A 16962-nucleotide genomic window follows, 5' to 3' on the forward strand; every position below is an offset into this window, starting at 1 on the left:
AAAGTGATGGTGGCGGTCACTCGGCGGCCGCCACCTTGGCCTTGCCGCCGCGTTCGGGCACGATGCCTTCGAGCGTTGCCATCAGCCGGTTGCGAATGGTGGCGATGCGGGCCGGGCTGTCGATCTTCTGGCCGGTGAGATCGGTGACATAGAAGGTGTCGATGACCTTTTCACCAAAGGTGGTGATGTGGGCCGATGCGATGTCGAGCGACAGGTCGGAAAGCGTCCCGGTGATCTCCGACAGCAAACCCGGCCGGTCCAGGCCTTCGACCTCGACGACCGAAAAACGGTTCGACAGTGTGTTGCGGATTTCGGCGCGTGGCGGGATCTTGAACACCTTGGCGCCGCGCCGTGGCTTGGTGCGCTTCTCGATCATCTCCGGCAGCCAGCTCTTGCCGGACAGCACGTCCTCGATCAGCCGGCCGACACGCTCGGCACGCCGGCGCTCGTCCTCGTCGCGGTCGAATTCTCGCGAGATCAGGATGGTGTCCAGGGCGCGGCCGTCCGACGTCGTGAATATCTGCGCGTCGACGATGTTGCCGCCGGCTCCGGCGCAGGCCCCGGCGATGACCGAGAGCAGGCGGGGATGGTCCTGCGCCAGCACGGTAATTTCGGTCACTGCCTCGAACTGGTGGGTCTTGACCATGGTGGCAAGCTTCTTGCCCGCCACGTCGGCCTCGCGGATGAATTCAGCATGGCGCAGCTGGTCGGCGAGATCGACGGTCAAAAGGTAGTTCTCGTAGTGTTGGCCGACATAGCGCTTGCGGACCTTGTCCGGCCAACTGGCAAGTGCCTCGGCGAGAAGCTCGCGCGCCGCCGCCGTGCGCTGGGCGCGCGACACTTCCGAAAATCCGCCGGTGAGCAGCAATTCGGTCTCGTAATAGAGCGTGCGCAGCAACTGGCCCTTCCAGCCGTTCCAGACACCGGGTCCAACGCCCCTGATGTCGCAGACGGTCAGGATCAAAAGCAGCTTCAGCCGCTCGACTGACTGCACGATCGCGGCGAAATCCTCGATGGTCTTGCGGTCGTTGAGGTCGCGGGTCTGCGCCGTCATCGACATTACGAGGTGGTTCTCGACCAGCCAGGCAACGGTTTCGGTATCGGCCGGGGACAGCCCCATATGCGGGCAGATGCGACGTGCGATCCTGGCGCCGGCCTCGGAATGATCCTCCGGCCTGCCCTTGGCGATGTCGTGCAGCAGCACCGCGACATAGAGCGCCTCGCGGCTCTTCTTCAGTCCCGGCATCAGCGTGTGCGACAGCGGATGGACCTTCTCGCCGTCGCCGCGTTCGATCTCGGCCAGAACGCCGATGCAGCGGATCAGGTGCTCGTCCACCGTATAATGGTGGTACATCGAGAACTGCATCATGGCGACGATCTTGCCGAAATCCGGGATCAGTCTGCCGAGCAGCCCGGCCTCGTTCATGCGCCGCAGATTGAGTTCGGCGTTGCGGTCCGAGGTCAGGATGTCGAGGAACAGCCGGTTGGCCTCCTCGTCGCGCCGCAGCGATTTGTTGACCAGGCCGAGCGAGCGGGTCAGCAGCTTCAGCGCATCGGGGTGGAACTCCAGGCCGTGCTTGTCGGCGAACCAGAACAATCTCAAAAGATTGACCGGATCGCGTTCGAACACCTGGTCGTCGGCGATGTTGATGCGGTGGTTGTCGACAATGAAGTCCGACGTGCCGGCCAGCTTGCGCTTGCGGCGCGAGAAGGTGAGGAAGATACGGTTGAAGCCCGGCACGTGCTTGGCCTGCTCTTCTTCGAGCGCGGCGCAGAAGATGCGGGTCAGGTCGCCGACATCCTTGGCGACGAGGAAATAGTGCTTCATGAAGCGCTCGACCGCCGACAGGCCGGGGTGAGTGGTATAGCCGAGCCGTTCGGCGATCTCGCGCTGGATGTCGAAATGCAGCCGTTCCTCGGCCTTGCCGGTGAGAAAATGCATGTGGCAGCGTATCGCCCACAGAAAATCCTCGGCCTTCTGGAACTCCCGGTATTCGCCCTCGGTGAAGACGCCCTTGTCGACCAGTTCCTCGCCGGTGCGCACCCGGTAGAAATATTTGCCGATCCAGAACAGCGTCTGCAGGTCGCGCAGGCCGCCCTTGCCGTCCTTGACGTTGGGCTCCACGAGATAGCGGCTTTCACCGGCCTTGGCATGGCGGTCATCACGTTCGGCAAGCTTGGCCTGGACATATTCGGGGCCTGTCGTGCGCACCACCTCATGGTCGAAGCGCAGCATCAGCTCGTCATAGAGTTTTTCCTCGCCCCACAGGAAACGGGCTTCGAGGATCGAGGTGCGGATGGTGACGTCGTTGCGCGACAGCCGCAGGCATTCGTCGATGTTGCGGGTGGCATGGCCGACCTTCAGCCCCAGATCCCAAAGCATGTAGAGCATATATTCGACGGTCTGTTCGCCCCACGGCGTCTGCTTGTAGGGCAGCAGGAACAACAGGTCGATGTCGGACCCAGGCGCCAGCGTGCCACGGCCATAGCCGCCGACAGCGACGACGGCCATGCGCTCCGCCGAAGACGGGTTCTTGGCCCGGTAGACATGGGTGACAGCGAAATCATAGAGCGCCCGGATGATCTCGTCCATGAGATGCGACAGCCGCGCCGCGCAGGCGCTGCCGCTGCCGTCGTCCCTGAGCATCCGTTCGGCAATGGCGCGCCCCTCAGCCAGCCGCCCCTTGAGCAGCTGAAGCACACCGCTGCGCGCAGCCAGTCCGGAGCCGTCGCCTGCCGTGGCCGCGGTCAGCGCGGTCATCTCGCGGCGCAAGGCTTCGCCGTCGATCAGTTCGTCGAGCTTCAGGGAGATTCTTGCCATATGTACAGGTCGGCCTTGCCTTTTCGGCGGCGTCTATAGCGCGTTTTCGCGGCGCTGGGTATGGGGCGGGAGGACGAGCCCTCCGCGGTGGTCGAATGGGATGATTCTTTCTTCTTTCGAACAGGATCCATGCATTTGGGTTGGAGAAGCGGCGGCCTCTTAGCACGCGCGCGCCATGAAATGAGAAAATTTTATCCCTTGACCTTCCAGTTACTGGAAGCCCTATCTCCGCGCCACACACCGACCCATCGAGGCATTTTTCGCATGACGCTTTCCGATCACGATCATCACACGCATGGCAGCTGCTGCTCGGCAAACGGCGCAGCGCCTGCCGCGAAAGCCGTCGTCCGCGACCCGGTCTGCGGCATGACCGTCGACCCGGCCGCCGGCAAACCGACGGCCGAGCATGATGGCCATCTCTACCATTTCTGCAGCCAAGGCTGCCGCACGAAGTTCGTCGCCGAGCCGGAAAAATTCCTGACGGCCACCGATCCGGTGTGCGGCATGAGCGTCGACCGCGCGACAGCCAGGCACTTCGCCCGCCACGAAGGTCAGGGGTTCTACTTCTGCTCGGCCGCTTGCCACGCGAAATTCGAGGCGGAGCCGCAAAAATATCTCGGCGACAGGCCGGCGCCCCAGGATATGCCCAAGGGCACGCAATACACCTGCCCGATGCACCCTGAAATCGTCCGCGACAAGCCCGGTTCCTGTCCCATCTGTGGCATGGCCCTGGAGCCGATGGGCGTGCCGACAGGCGATGAAGGGCCAAATCCCGAGCTGGTCGATTTCACCAGGCGGTTCTGGGTCAGTGCCTCGTTGTCGGTTCCCTTGCTGATCGTCGCCATGGCCCCGATGCTCGGACTGACGTTTTCGTCCCTTATCGGCGAGCGGACGATGGTCTGGCTGGAGCTGGCATTGGCCAGTCCTGTCGTACTGTGGGCGGCGCTGCCTTTCTTCCATCGCGGCTGGGAGTCGCTCGTCAACCGCAGCCCCAACATGTGGACGCTGATCTCGCTCGGCGTCGGTGCCGCCTATCTCTACAGCGTCGTCGCCACCCTGTTTCCGGACATTTTCCCGCATCAGTTCCGCGGCCATGGCGGTGCCGTGCCGGTCTATTTCGAGGCTGCCGCCGTCATCGTCGCACTGGTCTTCCTCGGCCAGGTGCTGGAGCTGCGCGCCCGTGAAAAGACCGGATCGGCAATCCGCGCCTTGCTCGATCTCGCGCCGAAGACTGCGAGGCTGATCGCCGCCGACGGTTCCGAAAGCGATGTGTCGCTCGACACGGTCAAGGCCGGCGATCGCCTGCGCATCCGCCCCGGCGACGCGGTGCCGGTCGACGGCATCGTACTGGAAGGCCGTTCCTCGATAGACGAATCGATGATCACGGGCGAGCCGTTGCCGGTCGAGAAGACCGAGGGCGATGCGCTGACCGGCGGCACGCTCAACAAGAACGGTTCGCTGATCATGCGCGCTGAGAAGGTTGGCGCCGAGACGACACTGGCGCGCATCGTCGAACTCGTCGCCAAGGCGCAACGCTCGCGCGCGCCGATTCAAGGGTTGGCCGATCGCGTTTCTTTCTACTTTGTCCCGGCCGTCGTCCTTATCGCGATTGCTGCTTTCATCGCCTGGGCTGTGTTTGGACCCGAGCCCAGCCTGATCTTTGCCATCGTCTCGGCGGTGTCGGTGCTGATCATCGCTTGTCCCTGTGCGCTCGGCCTCGCCACGCCGATGTCGATCATGACCGCCACCGGGCGCGGGGCGCACGCCGGCGTGCTGATCAAGGAAGCCGCAGCACTCGAACGCTTCGCCTCCGTCGACACGCTGATCGTCGACAAGACGGGTACGCTGACCGAAGGCCGGCCGAAACTAACCGATGTCGTTGCGGCAAGGGGCATTTCCGAAGACGAATTGCTGGCGCTTGCCGCAGGTCTGGAGAAGGGGTCGGAGCATCCACTGGCCGAGGCCATCGTCGACGGCGCCGCCACGCGCGGTGTGACCGTTGCCGAGGCCAGCGGCTTCGAGGCGGTCACCGGCAAGGGCGTTTCCGGTACCGTGTCGGGAAAGAAGGTCGCGCTCGGCAATGCCGCGATGATGGCCGATCTCGGAATCGACACCGCATCCATATCGGCTCAGGCCGAGACGCTGCAGACAGAAGGCAAGACGGCGATGTTTGTTGCCGTCGACAAGAAATTGGCCGGCATTGTCGCTGTCGCCGATCCGGTCAAGACGACCACTTCCGAGGCGATCAGGGCGCTGCATGAGAGCGGCTTGAGGATCATCATGGCGACCGGCGACAATGAACGCACGGCCAACGCGATCGCCAGAAGCCTTGGCATCGATGAGGTTCGCGCCGGCCTGCTGCCGGAACAGAAGGCAGCCCTCGTGGAGGAACTGCGCGCCAAAGGCGCGGGCGTCGCCATGGCCGGCGACGGCGTCAACGATGCGCCCGCGCTTGCCGCGGCCGATGTCGGCATCGCCATGGGCACAGGCGCCGACGTCGCCGTCGAAAGCGCCGGTATCACTCTGGTCAAGGGCGACCTCAACGGCATCGTCCGCGCCCGCACGCTGGCCCAGGCGACGATCCGCAACATCCGCCAGAACCTGTTCTTTGCCTTCCTCTACAACGTGCTTGGCGTGCCGGTCGCTGCCGGCGTGCTCTATCCGCTCACTGGCACGCTTTTGTCACCGATGCTGGCGGCAGCGGCGATGAGCCTGTCCTCGGTGTCGGTGATATCAAACGCCCTGCGGCTTAGAACATTGAAACTCTGATCCAAGCCCCCAAATACGAAACCCAATCAACAGGAGACCTGGAATGACCTTGGCTAAGAAAATCGTGCTTTTGCTGATGGCGGCCGGAATGCTGGTTGCCGTCTTCCTCGAAAGCGTTCCGGCGCAGAGCGAAGAGATGAAACACGACATGGGCGCCATGGCGACGGACGCGACCAGCCCTTCGACGGAAGGCTACAAGGCGATGGACAAGATGCACACCGACATGATGGCGTCCGAGTACACCGGCAATGCCGACGTCGATTTCGTCAAGGGCATGATCCCGCACCATCAGGGTGCCATCGACATGGCCAAGGTCGAGCTTGCCAACGGCAAGGATCCGGAAATCCGCAAGCTGGCCGAAGGCGTCATTGCCGCGCAGGAAGCCGAGATCAAGCAGATGCAGGCCTGGCTCGCCGCCCATCCGGTGAAGTAGGCCTTTTCGCGAATAGGAATTCGGCGAGAAGTCCTCTGGATTTCTCGCCCGGCCTGTGATGCGATCCGGCCCCCAATTGGAGGCCCGCCATGTCATCGACCATCAGAACCACCACGCTGCCCTCGGGTGAAGCCGTTCAGGTGCTTGGTCAGGGGACATGGAAGATGGGCGAGGCTATCGGCCGCCGTACCGATGAGGTGAATGCTCTCAAGCTCGGCCTCGACCTCGGCATCACGCTGATCGACACCGCTGAAATGTATGCCGGCGGCGGCGCCGAGGAGGTGGTGGCCGAGGCTATTGCCGGGCGCCGCGACGAGACCTTTCTGGTCTCGAAAGTTCTACCATCAAACGCTTCGCGCGCGGGCGTGCAGCGCGCCTGCGAGAACAGCCTGAAACGCCTGCGCACCGACCGCATCGATCTCTATTTGCTGCATTGGCCCGGCAGCGTGCCGCTGACGGAAACGGTCGCGGCCTTCGAGGCCCTGAAAAAGGCCGGCAAGATCCGCCACTGGGGCGTCAGCAATTTCGACGCCGACGAGATGGAAGAGCTGGTCGGCTTGCCCGACGGCGGTAATGTCCAGACCAACCAGGTGCTCTACAATCTGGTCCGGCGTGGCCTCGAATTCGATCTGGCGCCCTGGAGCCGGCAGCGCGGCATTCCCTTGATGGCCTATTCGCCGGTCGAGCAGGGTGCATTGGCGCGCAACGCCAGGCTCGACGCAATTGCCACCCGCTACAATGCGACCCCGGCGCAAATCGCTTTGGCCTGGGTGATGCATCAGGAGGGCGTCATCGCCATTCCCAAGGCAAGCAGCCAGGAACATGTCCGCCAGAATGTCGCGGCGCTGGACATAATGCTTACAGCGGAAGACCTCGCAGATCTCGACCGCGCCTTCCCGCCGCCGAAATGCAAGCGCGGCCTGGAGATGATTTAGGCATAACCGTCGCGCAGAGACGTGACATTGATGTCTCCGATCTTGTAGACCGTGTGACGCGTGCCGGCTGAGATTCGTTCCAACGCTTGCTCTCTTTCTACCGCAAATTCCGGATTGAGTTTTTCGCTTCAGCGGGCTGGACTTATCGAATCTCGGTTTTCAGCTTTTCAAAGGCATCCCGGACATATCCTGCCAGCGGATGCCTGGCGTTTTGCTGCTGCCATGTTTCGACAGCCAGGCGCAGCGCGACGATTGCCACCAAGGAGACCAGTCGCAAACTGTCGCGCGCCTGGTCTGGCCGCAACTCGCGTAAGCCGTCGAAAATGGCTTGCTCGAACTGCAGGTAGCCGGTGTGCCTGCGCGAGCGCAGCGTCTTGCTTTCCCGCATGACCTTGGCTGTCGCCATCATTTCCGATCCCAGCAAGCTGCCGACAAGATTGAGCAATGCGCCGCGGGCGATGTCGATCGCCGCTCCGGTGGGCGGCTCGGCGAGGATCGACGCTTTGACCATGCTTGCGTAGTTGCTCAGATTCGCAAACAGAACCTCGTCCTTGCTCTCGAAATAGTGGAAGAACGTCCGGCGCGAGATGCCTGCGGCCGCGGCTATCTCGTCAAGCGTGGTCGTGTCATAGCCATTGGCCAGGAAAGCCTTCAGGCCGGCTTCGGCGATGCGGTGGGCCGTTTCTCGCCGCTTCCGCTCGCGCAGGCCCTCTGGTTTTGGCGCATCGGTCATGGAGCGTTCCTGTCATGAACGTTCCTCAAATGCGACAAGAAATTTGGTGCACGTTCAAGCCCCGTCGTCACGCCTCGCCATAATGGCGCCATCAATTTATTGCACTGAGTGCAAATATTGACGCTCCCCCAACACGTCCCGCAGGGCGAACCCAGACAGAGGCATCCATGGCAGCTTGCTTGGCGTTCCCGTCGCGAGGCTCACATCAGTCATGGCCCGGTCGATCCGCGAGCGTGCCGCGCGGACCATCGCATGTTTGTGCTGGTCTTGAGCATGCTCGCGGTCGGCTGCGCATCCGCGCCCCTGGATCAGGTAGGCTCACTGCAATCCTATGACGAGTTGAAACCGTCGGACGGTTTGTTAGCCCGCTCACTAATGCGGGTGAGCAGGGACGACGTGCTTGCAGCAAAAACCGTTCGAATCATTCCGACGGGCTTTTCGCAGCCCGCCGCCGGAAAATCGACACTGACACCGGCCCAGCGCGGCCTGATCACGAATGCCGTCGACAGGACCGTTTGCTCCGGCCTGAGCCGGCGCTTTCAACTGGTCGCCCTGACCGAGCCGGCCGACCTGACGGTCCACGCGATGGTAACGCGTGTGGCGCCGACGAATGCGTTGGCAGCAGGCGTTTCGAAAGTCGCGTCCACGGCGGTTTCCGTCGCGCTGCCCGGCATGCACATTCCGGTTCCGCGCCTGCCGATCGGATTGGGCAGCCTGTCGCTTGAAGCCGAAGCGATTGGTGACAACGGCAAGCAGGCGGCGGCCATGATCTGGGGACGTGGCGCGAACGCCCTACTGGATTCCGGCCGGGTCGCCCGAGAGGGCGATGCCTACAACCTGGCGGCGAAGTTCGGGGACGATTTTAGCAAGCTCCTGGTCACCGGCAAGACGCCGTTCGGCAAACTGCCGTCGCTCCCCACCAGGTCGGAGCTACGCGCCATGTTCGGTGGCGAACCCAAATATCCGGCCTGCAAGGCATTCGGCAAATCGCCCGGCCTGGTCGGCTTCCTCGGCGATCGGATGGGATTGCCGCCGGCCTGGATCGACAAGGGAGCCGCGGTGCGCAACGACTAAGGCGGTCACGCAAGTGCAGAAAAAGTCCCCAATGCCGCTTTCCGCGACGGCTTTTCAACAGGGCAGAAGGATGCGCTTCCTTTGGCTGGTTGCCCCGGTCGTCCTGGCGCCGGCCCTGTTTGCGGAGAGTGGGTGGCCGCAAGGCAGCACCTCTCGCGAAATGCTGGAATTTCTCGGTACCGTACTGATCCTCATCTGTATCGGCGGTCGCTGCTGGGCATCGCTGTATGTTGGCGGACGCAAGAACCGGGAACTCGTCACAACCGGCCCCTATGCCTATACGCGCAACCCCCTCTATTTCTTCTCAGCCCTTGGACTGGCTGGCGTCGGGCTGACATTCGGGTCGTTGATCCTTTCGGCGTTTCTCCTTGCCTTCACCTATCTGGTCTTTTCCTATGTCGCGACGCGCGAAGCGATCGCGCTGGACACGATCTTTGGCGAGGCCTATCGGTGCTATTGTCGAAGCGTGCCGGCTTTCTTTCCTCGTCTGCGGCGCGATTACGACGACGTCTTGGACCCGTCGCCCGTCACGTTCGACTCGGTGGCGCTGAGGCGGACCGCCATCGACAGCTCTTACTTCCTTGTGGCGATACTGGCGGTCGAATTGCTCGGCTGGCTCCAGTCGGCAGGAGTGGTGACGCCGATGTTCCGATTGTTCTGATTACCGGTCCGCCAGCCCCTTCAGCCGGTAGAGCGCCTCCAGCGCCTCCCTTGGCGTCATCTCGTCAGGATTGATCTCACCCAGCGCCGCGCCCAGCGCGTCGTTCTTCACCGGCTTGGGCGCTTCCCGCTTTACCGCCACCGAAAACAGCGGCAGGTCGTCGACCAGGCGGTTGGTCTTGCCGGAAACCTCGCCTTCCTCCAACTGGTGCAGCACTTCCTTGGCCCGGTCTACCACCGCCTCCGGCAGGCCGGCCAGCCGCGCTACCTGCACGCCGTAGGAGCGGTCGGCGGCACCCTTGCCGACCTCGTGCAGGAAGACGACGTCGTTTTCCCATTCCTTGACTCGCATGGTGACATTGTGCAGCCGCGCCAGCTTGCCGGCGAGCGAGGTCATTTCATGGAAATGGGTGGCGAAGATCGCCCGGCAGCGGTTTTTCTCGTGCAGGTATTCGACCGCCGCCCAGGCGATCGACAGGCCGTCGAAAGTGGCGGTGCCGCGCCCGATCTCGTCGAGGATCACCAGTGCCCGTTCACCAGCCTGGTTGAGGATCGCAGCCGTCTCGACCATCTCGACCATGAATGTCGAGCGGCCGCGCGCCAAATCGTCCGAGGCGCCGACGCGCGAGAACAGCCGGTCGACGACGCCGATATGGGCCGATGTCGCAGGCACGAACGAGCCGGTCTGCGCCAGGATGGCGATCAGCGCGTTCTGTCGCAGGAACGTCGACTTGCCGCCCATATTCGGGCCGGTCAAAAGCCAGATGGCGCCGTTCTTGGAGCTACCCTCCGGCGACAGGTCGCAATCATTGGCGACGAATGGGCCTTCGCCCGAACGGCGCAAGGCCTGCTCGACCACCGGATGCCGCCCGCCAGCAATCTCGAAGGCAAGGCTGGAATCCACCACCGGCCGGCACCAGGCTTCGCTTTCCGACAAAAGCGCTAGCGCCGCCGACACGTCGAGCACGGCCAGCGCATCGGCCCCAGAGCGGATCTTTTCTGCCTCGCCGACCGCTTCCGCCGTCAGCGTTTCGAAGGCGGCCAACTCGATGCTGAGCGCCCGGTCAGCGGCATTGGCGATCTTGGTCTCGAGTTCGGCAAGCTCGGTCGTCGTGAAACGCATGGCGTTGGCCATGGTCTGGCGGTGGATGAAACGCGCCTTGGCGCCGTCGCTGCCGGTCATGATCGCATGATGGTTGGCGGTCACCTCGATGTAGTAGCCGAGCACATTGTTGTGCCGGATCTTCAGCGAGCGGATGCCGGTCTCGTCGATCAGCGAGCGCTCCAGCCCGGCGATCACCTTTCGCGATTCGTCGCGCAGCGCCCGCATCTCATCGAGTTCGGCGTGATAGCCGCCGCGAACGAAGCCGCCGTCGCGCTTGAGCAGCGGCAGTTCCTCGCCAAGCGCCTGCGTCAAATGCTGGGTCAGCGCCCGAGGCAGCGCATGGATGGCGGCGAGTGCGGCCGCGAGTTCCAGGGGCAGGGCGGTCGCGGCAAAGATTTCGGCGATCGCGCCTGCCGCCTCGAAACCGGCACGCAGCGCGCCAAGATCGCGCGGGCCGCCACGGTTGAGCGCCAGCCTGGACAGCGCGCGCGGCATGTCGGCGACGCTCTTCAGGCTCGACCGTACCGCCTGGCACAGCCGCGTCTCGGAACGGAAGAACGACACCGAATCCAGTCTGGCGCCGATCGCGGCCGGGTCGGTCAGAGGCGCCATCAGCCTGTCGGCGAGCAGTCTTGCACCGCCGCCCGTCACCGTCCGGTCGATCGCCTTGAACAGCGAGCCTTCGCGGCTGCCCGACAGCGTGCGCAGCAGTTCGAGATTGCCGCGCGTCGCCGGATCGATGAACAGGGTCGAGCCCTGCTCCTCGCGCTCGGGCCGCGACAGCGGTGGCCGCTCGGCCTTTTGCGTCTTTTCGACATAGGCGATGGCGCCCGAGATCGCCGACAGCTCGGCGCGCGAAAAGGCGCCAAAGCTGTCCGGCGTCGCCACGTCGAAGAAACGGGCGATGCGCCCGGTGGCCGAGGCCGAATCGAACAGCGACGGCGGCTGCGGGCTGGCGACGCGGCCGAGCACGTCGAACACCGGCTTCAGCTCCGGATCATGGAACACTGGCTCGGCAACGATCAGCTCGCGCGGATCGACGCGGAAGATGTCGGCCAGCAGTCGGTCGGCGGTGGTGTCGGTGACGCGAAAGGCGCCGGTCGAGATATCGATCCAGGCCAAGGCAAAGCTATGATCGGCGCCACCCTTCACGCGCCCCAGCGCCATCAGAAAACTCGATTCCGACGGCGCCAGCAATTTGTCCTCGGTGATGGTGCCCGGCGTCACCAGCCGCACCACGTCGCGGCGCACCACCGATTTGCCGCCGCGTTTCTTCGCCTCGGCCGGATCCTCGATCTGCTCGCAGACGGCGACGCGAAAACCCTGGCCGATCAGCTTCTGCAGATAATCGTCGGCCGCATGCACCGGCACGCCGCACATCGGAATGTCGAGCCCCTGGTACTTGCCGCGCTTGGTCAGCACGATGCCCAGCGCCCGGCTCGCCTTCTCGGCATCGTCGAAGAACAGCTCGTAGAAATCGCCCATGCGATAGAACAGCAGCGAGTCCGGGTTCGCCGCCTTGATCTCGATGAACTGCTCTATCATCGGCGTGGCGCCGGCGTGGGCGGTGGGCACCGGTGTCATCGCAGCGGGGGCGTCCGGCTCGTTCGGGCTGTGCATGTTCATGCGCTGCACGCTAGCAGATGTGATCGCGCGGTTTAATGCCGGGGCTTCGAAAAGCAGGGGACGACCGGGCTACCGGGTGTTCGCAATTTCCTGGACGATCCGCGATTCCCAAGCGCTGGCGGTTTACACGCGGCGGCGCGTGGTCTTAATTCGAATCGAAACAAAGCACCCGCCTCAACGAGGTGCTGCACCGGCGAGGAAATCAAGAACATCATGGCCAGGAAAACCGAGAACAACGGTCCATCCGTCAGCGCGCAGGAAGCGCTCGAATTCCACGCCATGGGCCGCCCCGGCAAGCTGGAAGTCGTCGCCACCAAGCCGATGGCAACGCAACGCGATCTGAGTCTCGCCTATTCGCCTGGTGTCGCGGTTCCGGTTCTGGCCATCGCCGAGGACCCCAGCCGCGCCTTCGACTACACGACACGCGGCAACATGGTCGCCGTCATCTCCAACGGCACCGCGATCCTTGGCCTCGGCAATCTCGGCGCGTTGGCTTCCAAGCCGGTGATGGAAGGCAAGGCAGTGCTGTTCAAGCGCTTCGCCGATGTCGATTCCATCGATCTCGAGGTCGATACCGAGGACGCCGAGGAGTTCATCAACTGCGTGCGGTTCCTCGGCCCGTCCTTCGGCGGCATCAATCTCGAGGACATCAAGGCGCCGGAGTGTTTCATCATCGAGCAGCGGCTGCGCGAATTGATGGACATCCCGGTCTTCCACGACGACCAGCACGGCACCGCCATCATCTCGTCCGCCGGCCTGATCAACGCGCTGGAGGTCACCGGCCGCGACATGAAGACCACGAAGATGGTCTGCAACGGCGCCGGTGCCGCCGGCATCGCTTGCATCGAATTGATGAAGGCGATGGGCTTCACGCCCGAAAACATCATTTTGTGCGACACCAAGGGCGTGGTCTTTCAAGGCCGTACCGAAGGCATGAACCAGTGGAAATCGGCGCATGCGGTCAAGACCGAGGCGCGTAGCCTCGCCGAGGCGCTCGACGGCGCCGATGTCTTCCTTGGTCTTTCCGCCAAGGGTGCGCTGACCACCGCAATGTTGCGGTCCATGGCCAAGAACCCGATCATTTTCGCTATGGCCAATCCCGACCCGGAGATCACGCCGGAGGAAGTGGCCGAGATCCGCACCGACGCCATCATGGCAACCGGGCGTTCCGACTATCCTAACCAGGTCAACAACGTGCTCGGCTTCCCCTACATTTTCCGCGGTGCGCTGGATGTCAGGGCCACCACCATCAATGACGACATGAAGATCGCCGCCGCCCAGGCGCTTGCAGCACTTGCGCGCCAGGACGTGCCCGACGACGTCGCCGCCGCCTATCAGGGCAATCGGCCGAAATTCGGGCCCAATTACATCATTCCGGTGCCGTTCGACCCTCGCCTGATCTCGGCCATCCCGATCGCGGTGGCCAAGGCGGCGATGGATAGCGGCGTCGCCCGCAAGCCGATCCTTGACCTCGACCGCTACGCGCAGGAACTGTCCGCCCGCCGCGACCCGATCGCCTCGACCCTGCAGCGCATCTACGACCGCGTACGCCGCCAGCCCAAGCGCATCGTCTTCGCCGAGGGCGAGGAGGAGCAGGTCATGCGCGCCGCGGTCTCCTATGTGAACCAGCGGCTCGGCACCGCTATCCTGCTCGGCCGCGACGACGTCATCAAGGAAAACGCCAGGCACGCCGGCATCGACCTCAACAAGCAAGGCATCGAGATCATCAATGCACGGCTGTCGCGCCGCAACGGCGTCTACACCGATTATCTCTACGAGCGCATGCAGCGCAAAGGCTTCCTGTTCCGCGACTGCCAGCGGCTGATCAACAACGACCGCAACCACTTCGCCGCCTGCATGGTGGCGCTGGGCGACGCCGATGGCATCGTCACCGGCGTCACCCGCAACTACTCGACCGCGCTCGACGACATCCGTCGCGTCATCGACGCCAAACCCGGCCACCGCGTTATCGGCGTCTCGATCGTGCTCGCGCGGGGTAAAACGGTCCTCGTCGCTGACACCGCCGTGCACGACATGCCGAATGCCGAGCAGATCGCCGACATCGCCGAGGAGGCCGCAGGCTTTGCACGCCGCATGGGCTACGAGCCGAGGCTCGCCATGCTCGCCTACTCGACCTTCGGCCATCCGCAGGGCGAGCGCTCCGAACGCGTCCAGGAAGCGGTGCGCATCCTCGACAAGCGCCGCGTCGATTTCGAATATGACGGCGAAATGGCCGCCGACGTCGCCCTCAACGCCCGCGCCATGGCGCAATATCCGTTCATCCGGCTCACCGGCCCGGCCAATGTGCTGATCATGCCGGCGTTCCACTCGGCCTCGATCTCGACCAAGATGCTGCAGGAACTCGGCGGCTCGACGGTGATCGGCCCGCTGCTGGTCGGGCTGAACAAGCCTGTGCAGATCGTGTCTCTGAACGCCAAGGACAGCGACATCGTCAACATGGCGGCGATCGCGGCTTATACAGCGGGGGCTTGAAAAACCGTCCGCCAAAACGGGCGGACAGCCAACGATCCGGCTTTCGAACGAGGTCGCGCCCAGACGCCGCTGGGCCTCAACCTATAAGAGATTGATAATATTCAGCTGATATAGGGAATGTCCTGCCGACTTGCCGTTACGGCATTTACGGCGCGCTCAGACCGCCAAACGGGGGTGCGGCATGAAGCTTGACGGAGTTCCAGCATCCGTGGTCGGCCAGGGAGCCTATCACGACGAGCGCCTGGATGCGCTGCTCAGCATTACCGGCCGGATGGACGGCTATCTCTACCGCTGCCGCAACGATGCGTCCTACACCATGCTCTATATCAGCGACGGCATACTCACCGTCAGCGGTTATCGGCCGAGCGATTTCATTCACAACGCGGTGCGCGACTATGTCTCGGCCATCCACCCGGATGATCTCGCCGCCGTCTATGCCGCCGTCGACGCCGCGCTCGAGGCGCGCTGCAACTGGAACGTCGACTACCGCATCGTGCCGCAGGTCGGCGAACCGCTCTGGGTCCGCGAGATCGGCGGCGGTGTCTGGGACGACACTGGTGAACTCGAATTCCTGGAGGGCTTCGTCGTCGACATCAGCGACCGCAAGGTTGTCGAGGACCTCAATTCGCAGCTGCTGCTGGATCTGAAGACCGCCAACGAGGAGTTGTCCGCGCAAAAGCGCGAGATCGAGCTGGCGAAGCTGCAGAGCGACCATTCGGCCAACCACGATCTGTTGACGGACCTGCCCAACCGGCGTGCCTTCCACAACGAACTCAAATCGGTGGTCGCCCGCTGCGGCGCCACCGGCGAGGCGGCCGGTCTTCTGTTCATCGACCTCGACCGGTTCAAGCAAGTCAACGACACGCTCGGCCACGAGGCCGGCGATGCGCTGCTGCAGCGCGTCTCGAGCCAGCTTCGCTCGATTCTGCGCAGCGTCGATTTCGTCGCCCGGCTTGGCGGTGACGAGTTCGCCTTCCTGTTCTCGGGCGACGCCGATCTGGCGCAGCAGAAGGCCGTGCGCGTCGCTGAACGCATCTTGGAAAGGTTGCGGATCAAGGTTCCTACGCCGAATGGCGAGATCCAGGTCGGCTGCACCGTTGGCGTGGCCATGTATCCGGCGGAAGCCGCCGATTCCGAAGCGCTGATCGCACTCGCCGACCGGCTGATGTACATCGGAAAAAAGAGCGGCCGCAACCGGTTGGTCACCGCCAGGGAAATGGCGCCGCAACAGCCATCGTCCGGTCCTCGCCACCCGATTCGCAAGACCGCGTAGCGCTATCAGGGATCTGCACCAAAGCCCATCAAGCAGGCGCGAACACGCGTGCAGCCTCGACGACGTCATCGACCTGATCCTGCCGCAGCAGGTCGATGGGAACGCGGCCGTCAAGCTGCGCCGAGGGGCGCGTCAGCCATAGCCAGGCCAGCCTCGGATTGCTGATCTGGGACAGCACCCCAGGGATGCCCGCGACCGGCCTGCCGTCGACGAACTGCGCCAGCGGGAAGACATGCTTGCGGCCGCCCTTGCGCAAGGCGATGACCTCGCCCCGCCTTTGCCAACGATGCAGGGTCGAGCGGGCGATGCGCAAATTTTCTTCCAGATAGGTCGATCCGGCGACGCGGCCGGCCCAGTCCTCGATCAGCATCGATTCGAGATCGTCGGACTTTGGGAGCGAAGGGGGCTCAACATTGGCCAACAGGATGATCGTCGGATTTGTCGCGCCAGCAATACCGGCTTCGCTGCGGCGCGCGGCCTCAGCCGCCAGCGCGCGCACGAATTTCGAGGCCAGGCCGGGAAGGTCGGCATGGATGGCGTCGATGGCGCGCTGGTGCTTCGGCGACAGCAAGGTGACGGCGGACGCTATGCTGCCGGCGATCTTGCCGACCGAGACCATGGTGAGATTGTTGATGGCCTCGTCATAGTGGGCAAGCGCGCGTTCGATGTCCTCCGCGACCATCTCTGCGAAGTCGTCCTGCTTGATGTCCTGGATCAGAAATTTGTTCATGCATCTGTCTTCCGGGCCGCGCGCTCCTCCCAGCGGCCGGTTGTTGAACTTCTAGTGCGGAAAGCGGAAATCGCGGCAACAGATACAGCGGCCCGACAGTTTGCTGTCTTGCATTTTCGACACCCCAACTGGCTATTGGCGCCCGAAATGTCAGTCGCAGGGCGCCTCGACTGCGTGTAGGTGCGATGTGTGACAACCGCGCGACGGTGAGGGCACAGGGCAATCGCTTCGGGTTAACGGGAGGTGCGTATGGGATGCGAATGTGATTCATGAGGGGCTTCGTGATTTGCGGAGCCCTCGATGTCGCGCC

Annotated in this window: 11 protein-coding genes; 7 read left to right on the top strand and 4 right to left on the bottom strand. The window is 63.6% G+C overall.

Features of this window, described 5'->3' with window-relative positions; translation table 11 throughout:
• Positions 1 to 16 precede the first annotated feature (16 nt).
• On the bottom strand, positions 17 to 2821 hold the full coding sequence (locus NKI38_RS27000; protein ID WP_352663044.1) for a [protein-PII] uridylyltransferase: 2805 nt from the start codon (positions 2819 to 2821) through the stop codon (positions 17 to 19).
• Between the two features lie 264 nt (positions 2822 to 3085).
• Between NKI38_RS27000 and NKI38_RS27005 the strand changes: the two genes are divergently transcribed.
• The 3 genes from NKI38_RS27005 to NKI38_RS27015 all read left to right on the top strand — a co-directional run bounded on the left by NKI38_RS27005 (position 3086) and on the right by NKI38_RS27015 (position 6958).
• A complete protein-coding gene (locus NKI38_RS27005; protein WP_352663047.1) occupies positions 3086 to 5590 on the top strand; it encodes a heavy metal translocating P-type ATPase in 2505 nt (834 codons plus the stop codon).
• 43 nt (positions 5591 to 5633) lie between these two features.
• Positions 5634 to 6023, top strand: a complete 390-nt coding sequence (gene copM, locus NKI38_RS27010) for a CopM family metallochaperone (RefSeq protein WP_352663050.1) — start codon at positions 5634 to 5636, stop codon at positions 6021 to 6023.
• An 89-nt stretch (positions 6024 to 6112) separates the two neighbouring features.
• A complete protein-coding gene (locus NKI38_RS27015; RefSeq protein ID WP_352663053.1) occupies positions 6113 to 6958 on the top strand; it encodes an aldo/keto reductase in 846 nt (281 codons plus the stop codon).
• Positions 6959 to 7100: 142 nt separating this feature from the next.
• Here the strand turns inward: NKI38_RS27015 and NKI38_RS27020 are convergent, their stop codons facing one another.
• A complete protein-coding gene (locus NKI38_RS27020) occupies positions 7101 to 7691 on the bottom strand; it encodes a TetR/AcrR family transcriptional regulator (protein WP_352663056.1) in 591 nt (196 codons plus the stop codon).
• A gap of 252 nt (positions 7692 to 7943) precedes the next feature.
• Here NKI38_RS27020 and NKI38_RS27025 point away from each other — a divergent pair, with 252 nt between their 5' ends.
• Positions 7944 to 8765 carry a DUF3313 domain-containing protein gene (locus NKI38_RS27025; RefSeq protein ID WP_352663059.1) on the top strand — a complete coding sequence of 274 codons (822 nt, stop codon included), beginning with the start codon at positions 7944 to 7946 and terminating at the stop codon, positions 8763 to 8765.
• 70 nt (positions 8766 to 8835) lie between these two features.
• On the top strand, positions 8836 to 9426 hold the full coding sequence (locus tag NKI38_RS27030) for a methyltransferase family protein (protein ID WP_352663062.1): 591 nt from the start codon (positions 8836 to 8838) through the stop codon (positions 9424 to 9426).
• Here NKI38_RS27030 and mutS read toward each other — a convergent pair whose 3' ends face one another.
• Complete coding sequence (gene mutS, locus NKI38_RS27035; RefSeq protein ID WP_352663065.1) at positions 9427 to 12156, bottom strand: DNA mismatch repair protein MutS; 2730 nt, start codon at positions 12154 to 12156, stop codon at positions 9427 to 9429.
• Between the two features lie 213 nt (positions 12157 to 12369).
• Here mutS and NKI38_RS27040 point away from each other — a divergent pair, with 213 nt between their 5' ends.
• Positions 12370 to 14649 (top strand): NADP-dependent malic enzyme, encoded by a 2280-nt coding sequence (locus NKI38_RS27040; RefSeq protein ID WP_352663068.1) that lies wholly within the window; start codon positions 12370 to 12372, stop codon positions 14647 to 14649.
• 181 nt (positions 14650 to 14830) lie between these two features.
• Positions 14831 to 15922, top strand: a complete 1092-nt coding sequence (locus tag NKI38_RS27045; protein ID WP_352663071.1) for a GGDEF domain-containing protein — start codon at positions 14831 to 14833, stop codon at positions 15920 to 15922.
• A gap of 28 nt (positions 15923 to 15950) precedes the next feature.
• Here the strand turns inward: NKI38_RS27045 and NKI38_RS27050 are convergent, their stop codons facing one another.
• Positions 15951 to 16652, bottom strand: a complete 702-nt coding sequence (locus NKI38_RS27050) for an antitoxin Xre/MbcA/ParS-like domain-containing protein (protein ID WP_352663074.1) — start codon at positions 16650 to 16652, stop codon at positions 15951 to 15953.
• Positions 16653 to 16962: the final 310 nt, after the last annotated feature.

Source organism: Mesorhizobium sp. M0621 (assembly GCF_040320745.1).
GTDB lineage: Bacteria > Pseudomonadota > Alphaproteobacteria > Rhizobiales > Rhizobiaceae > Mesorhizobium.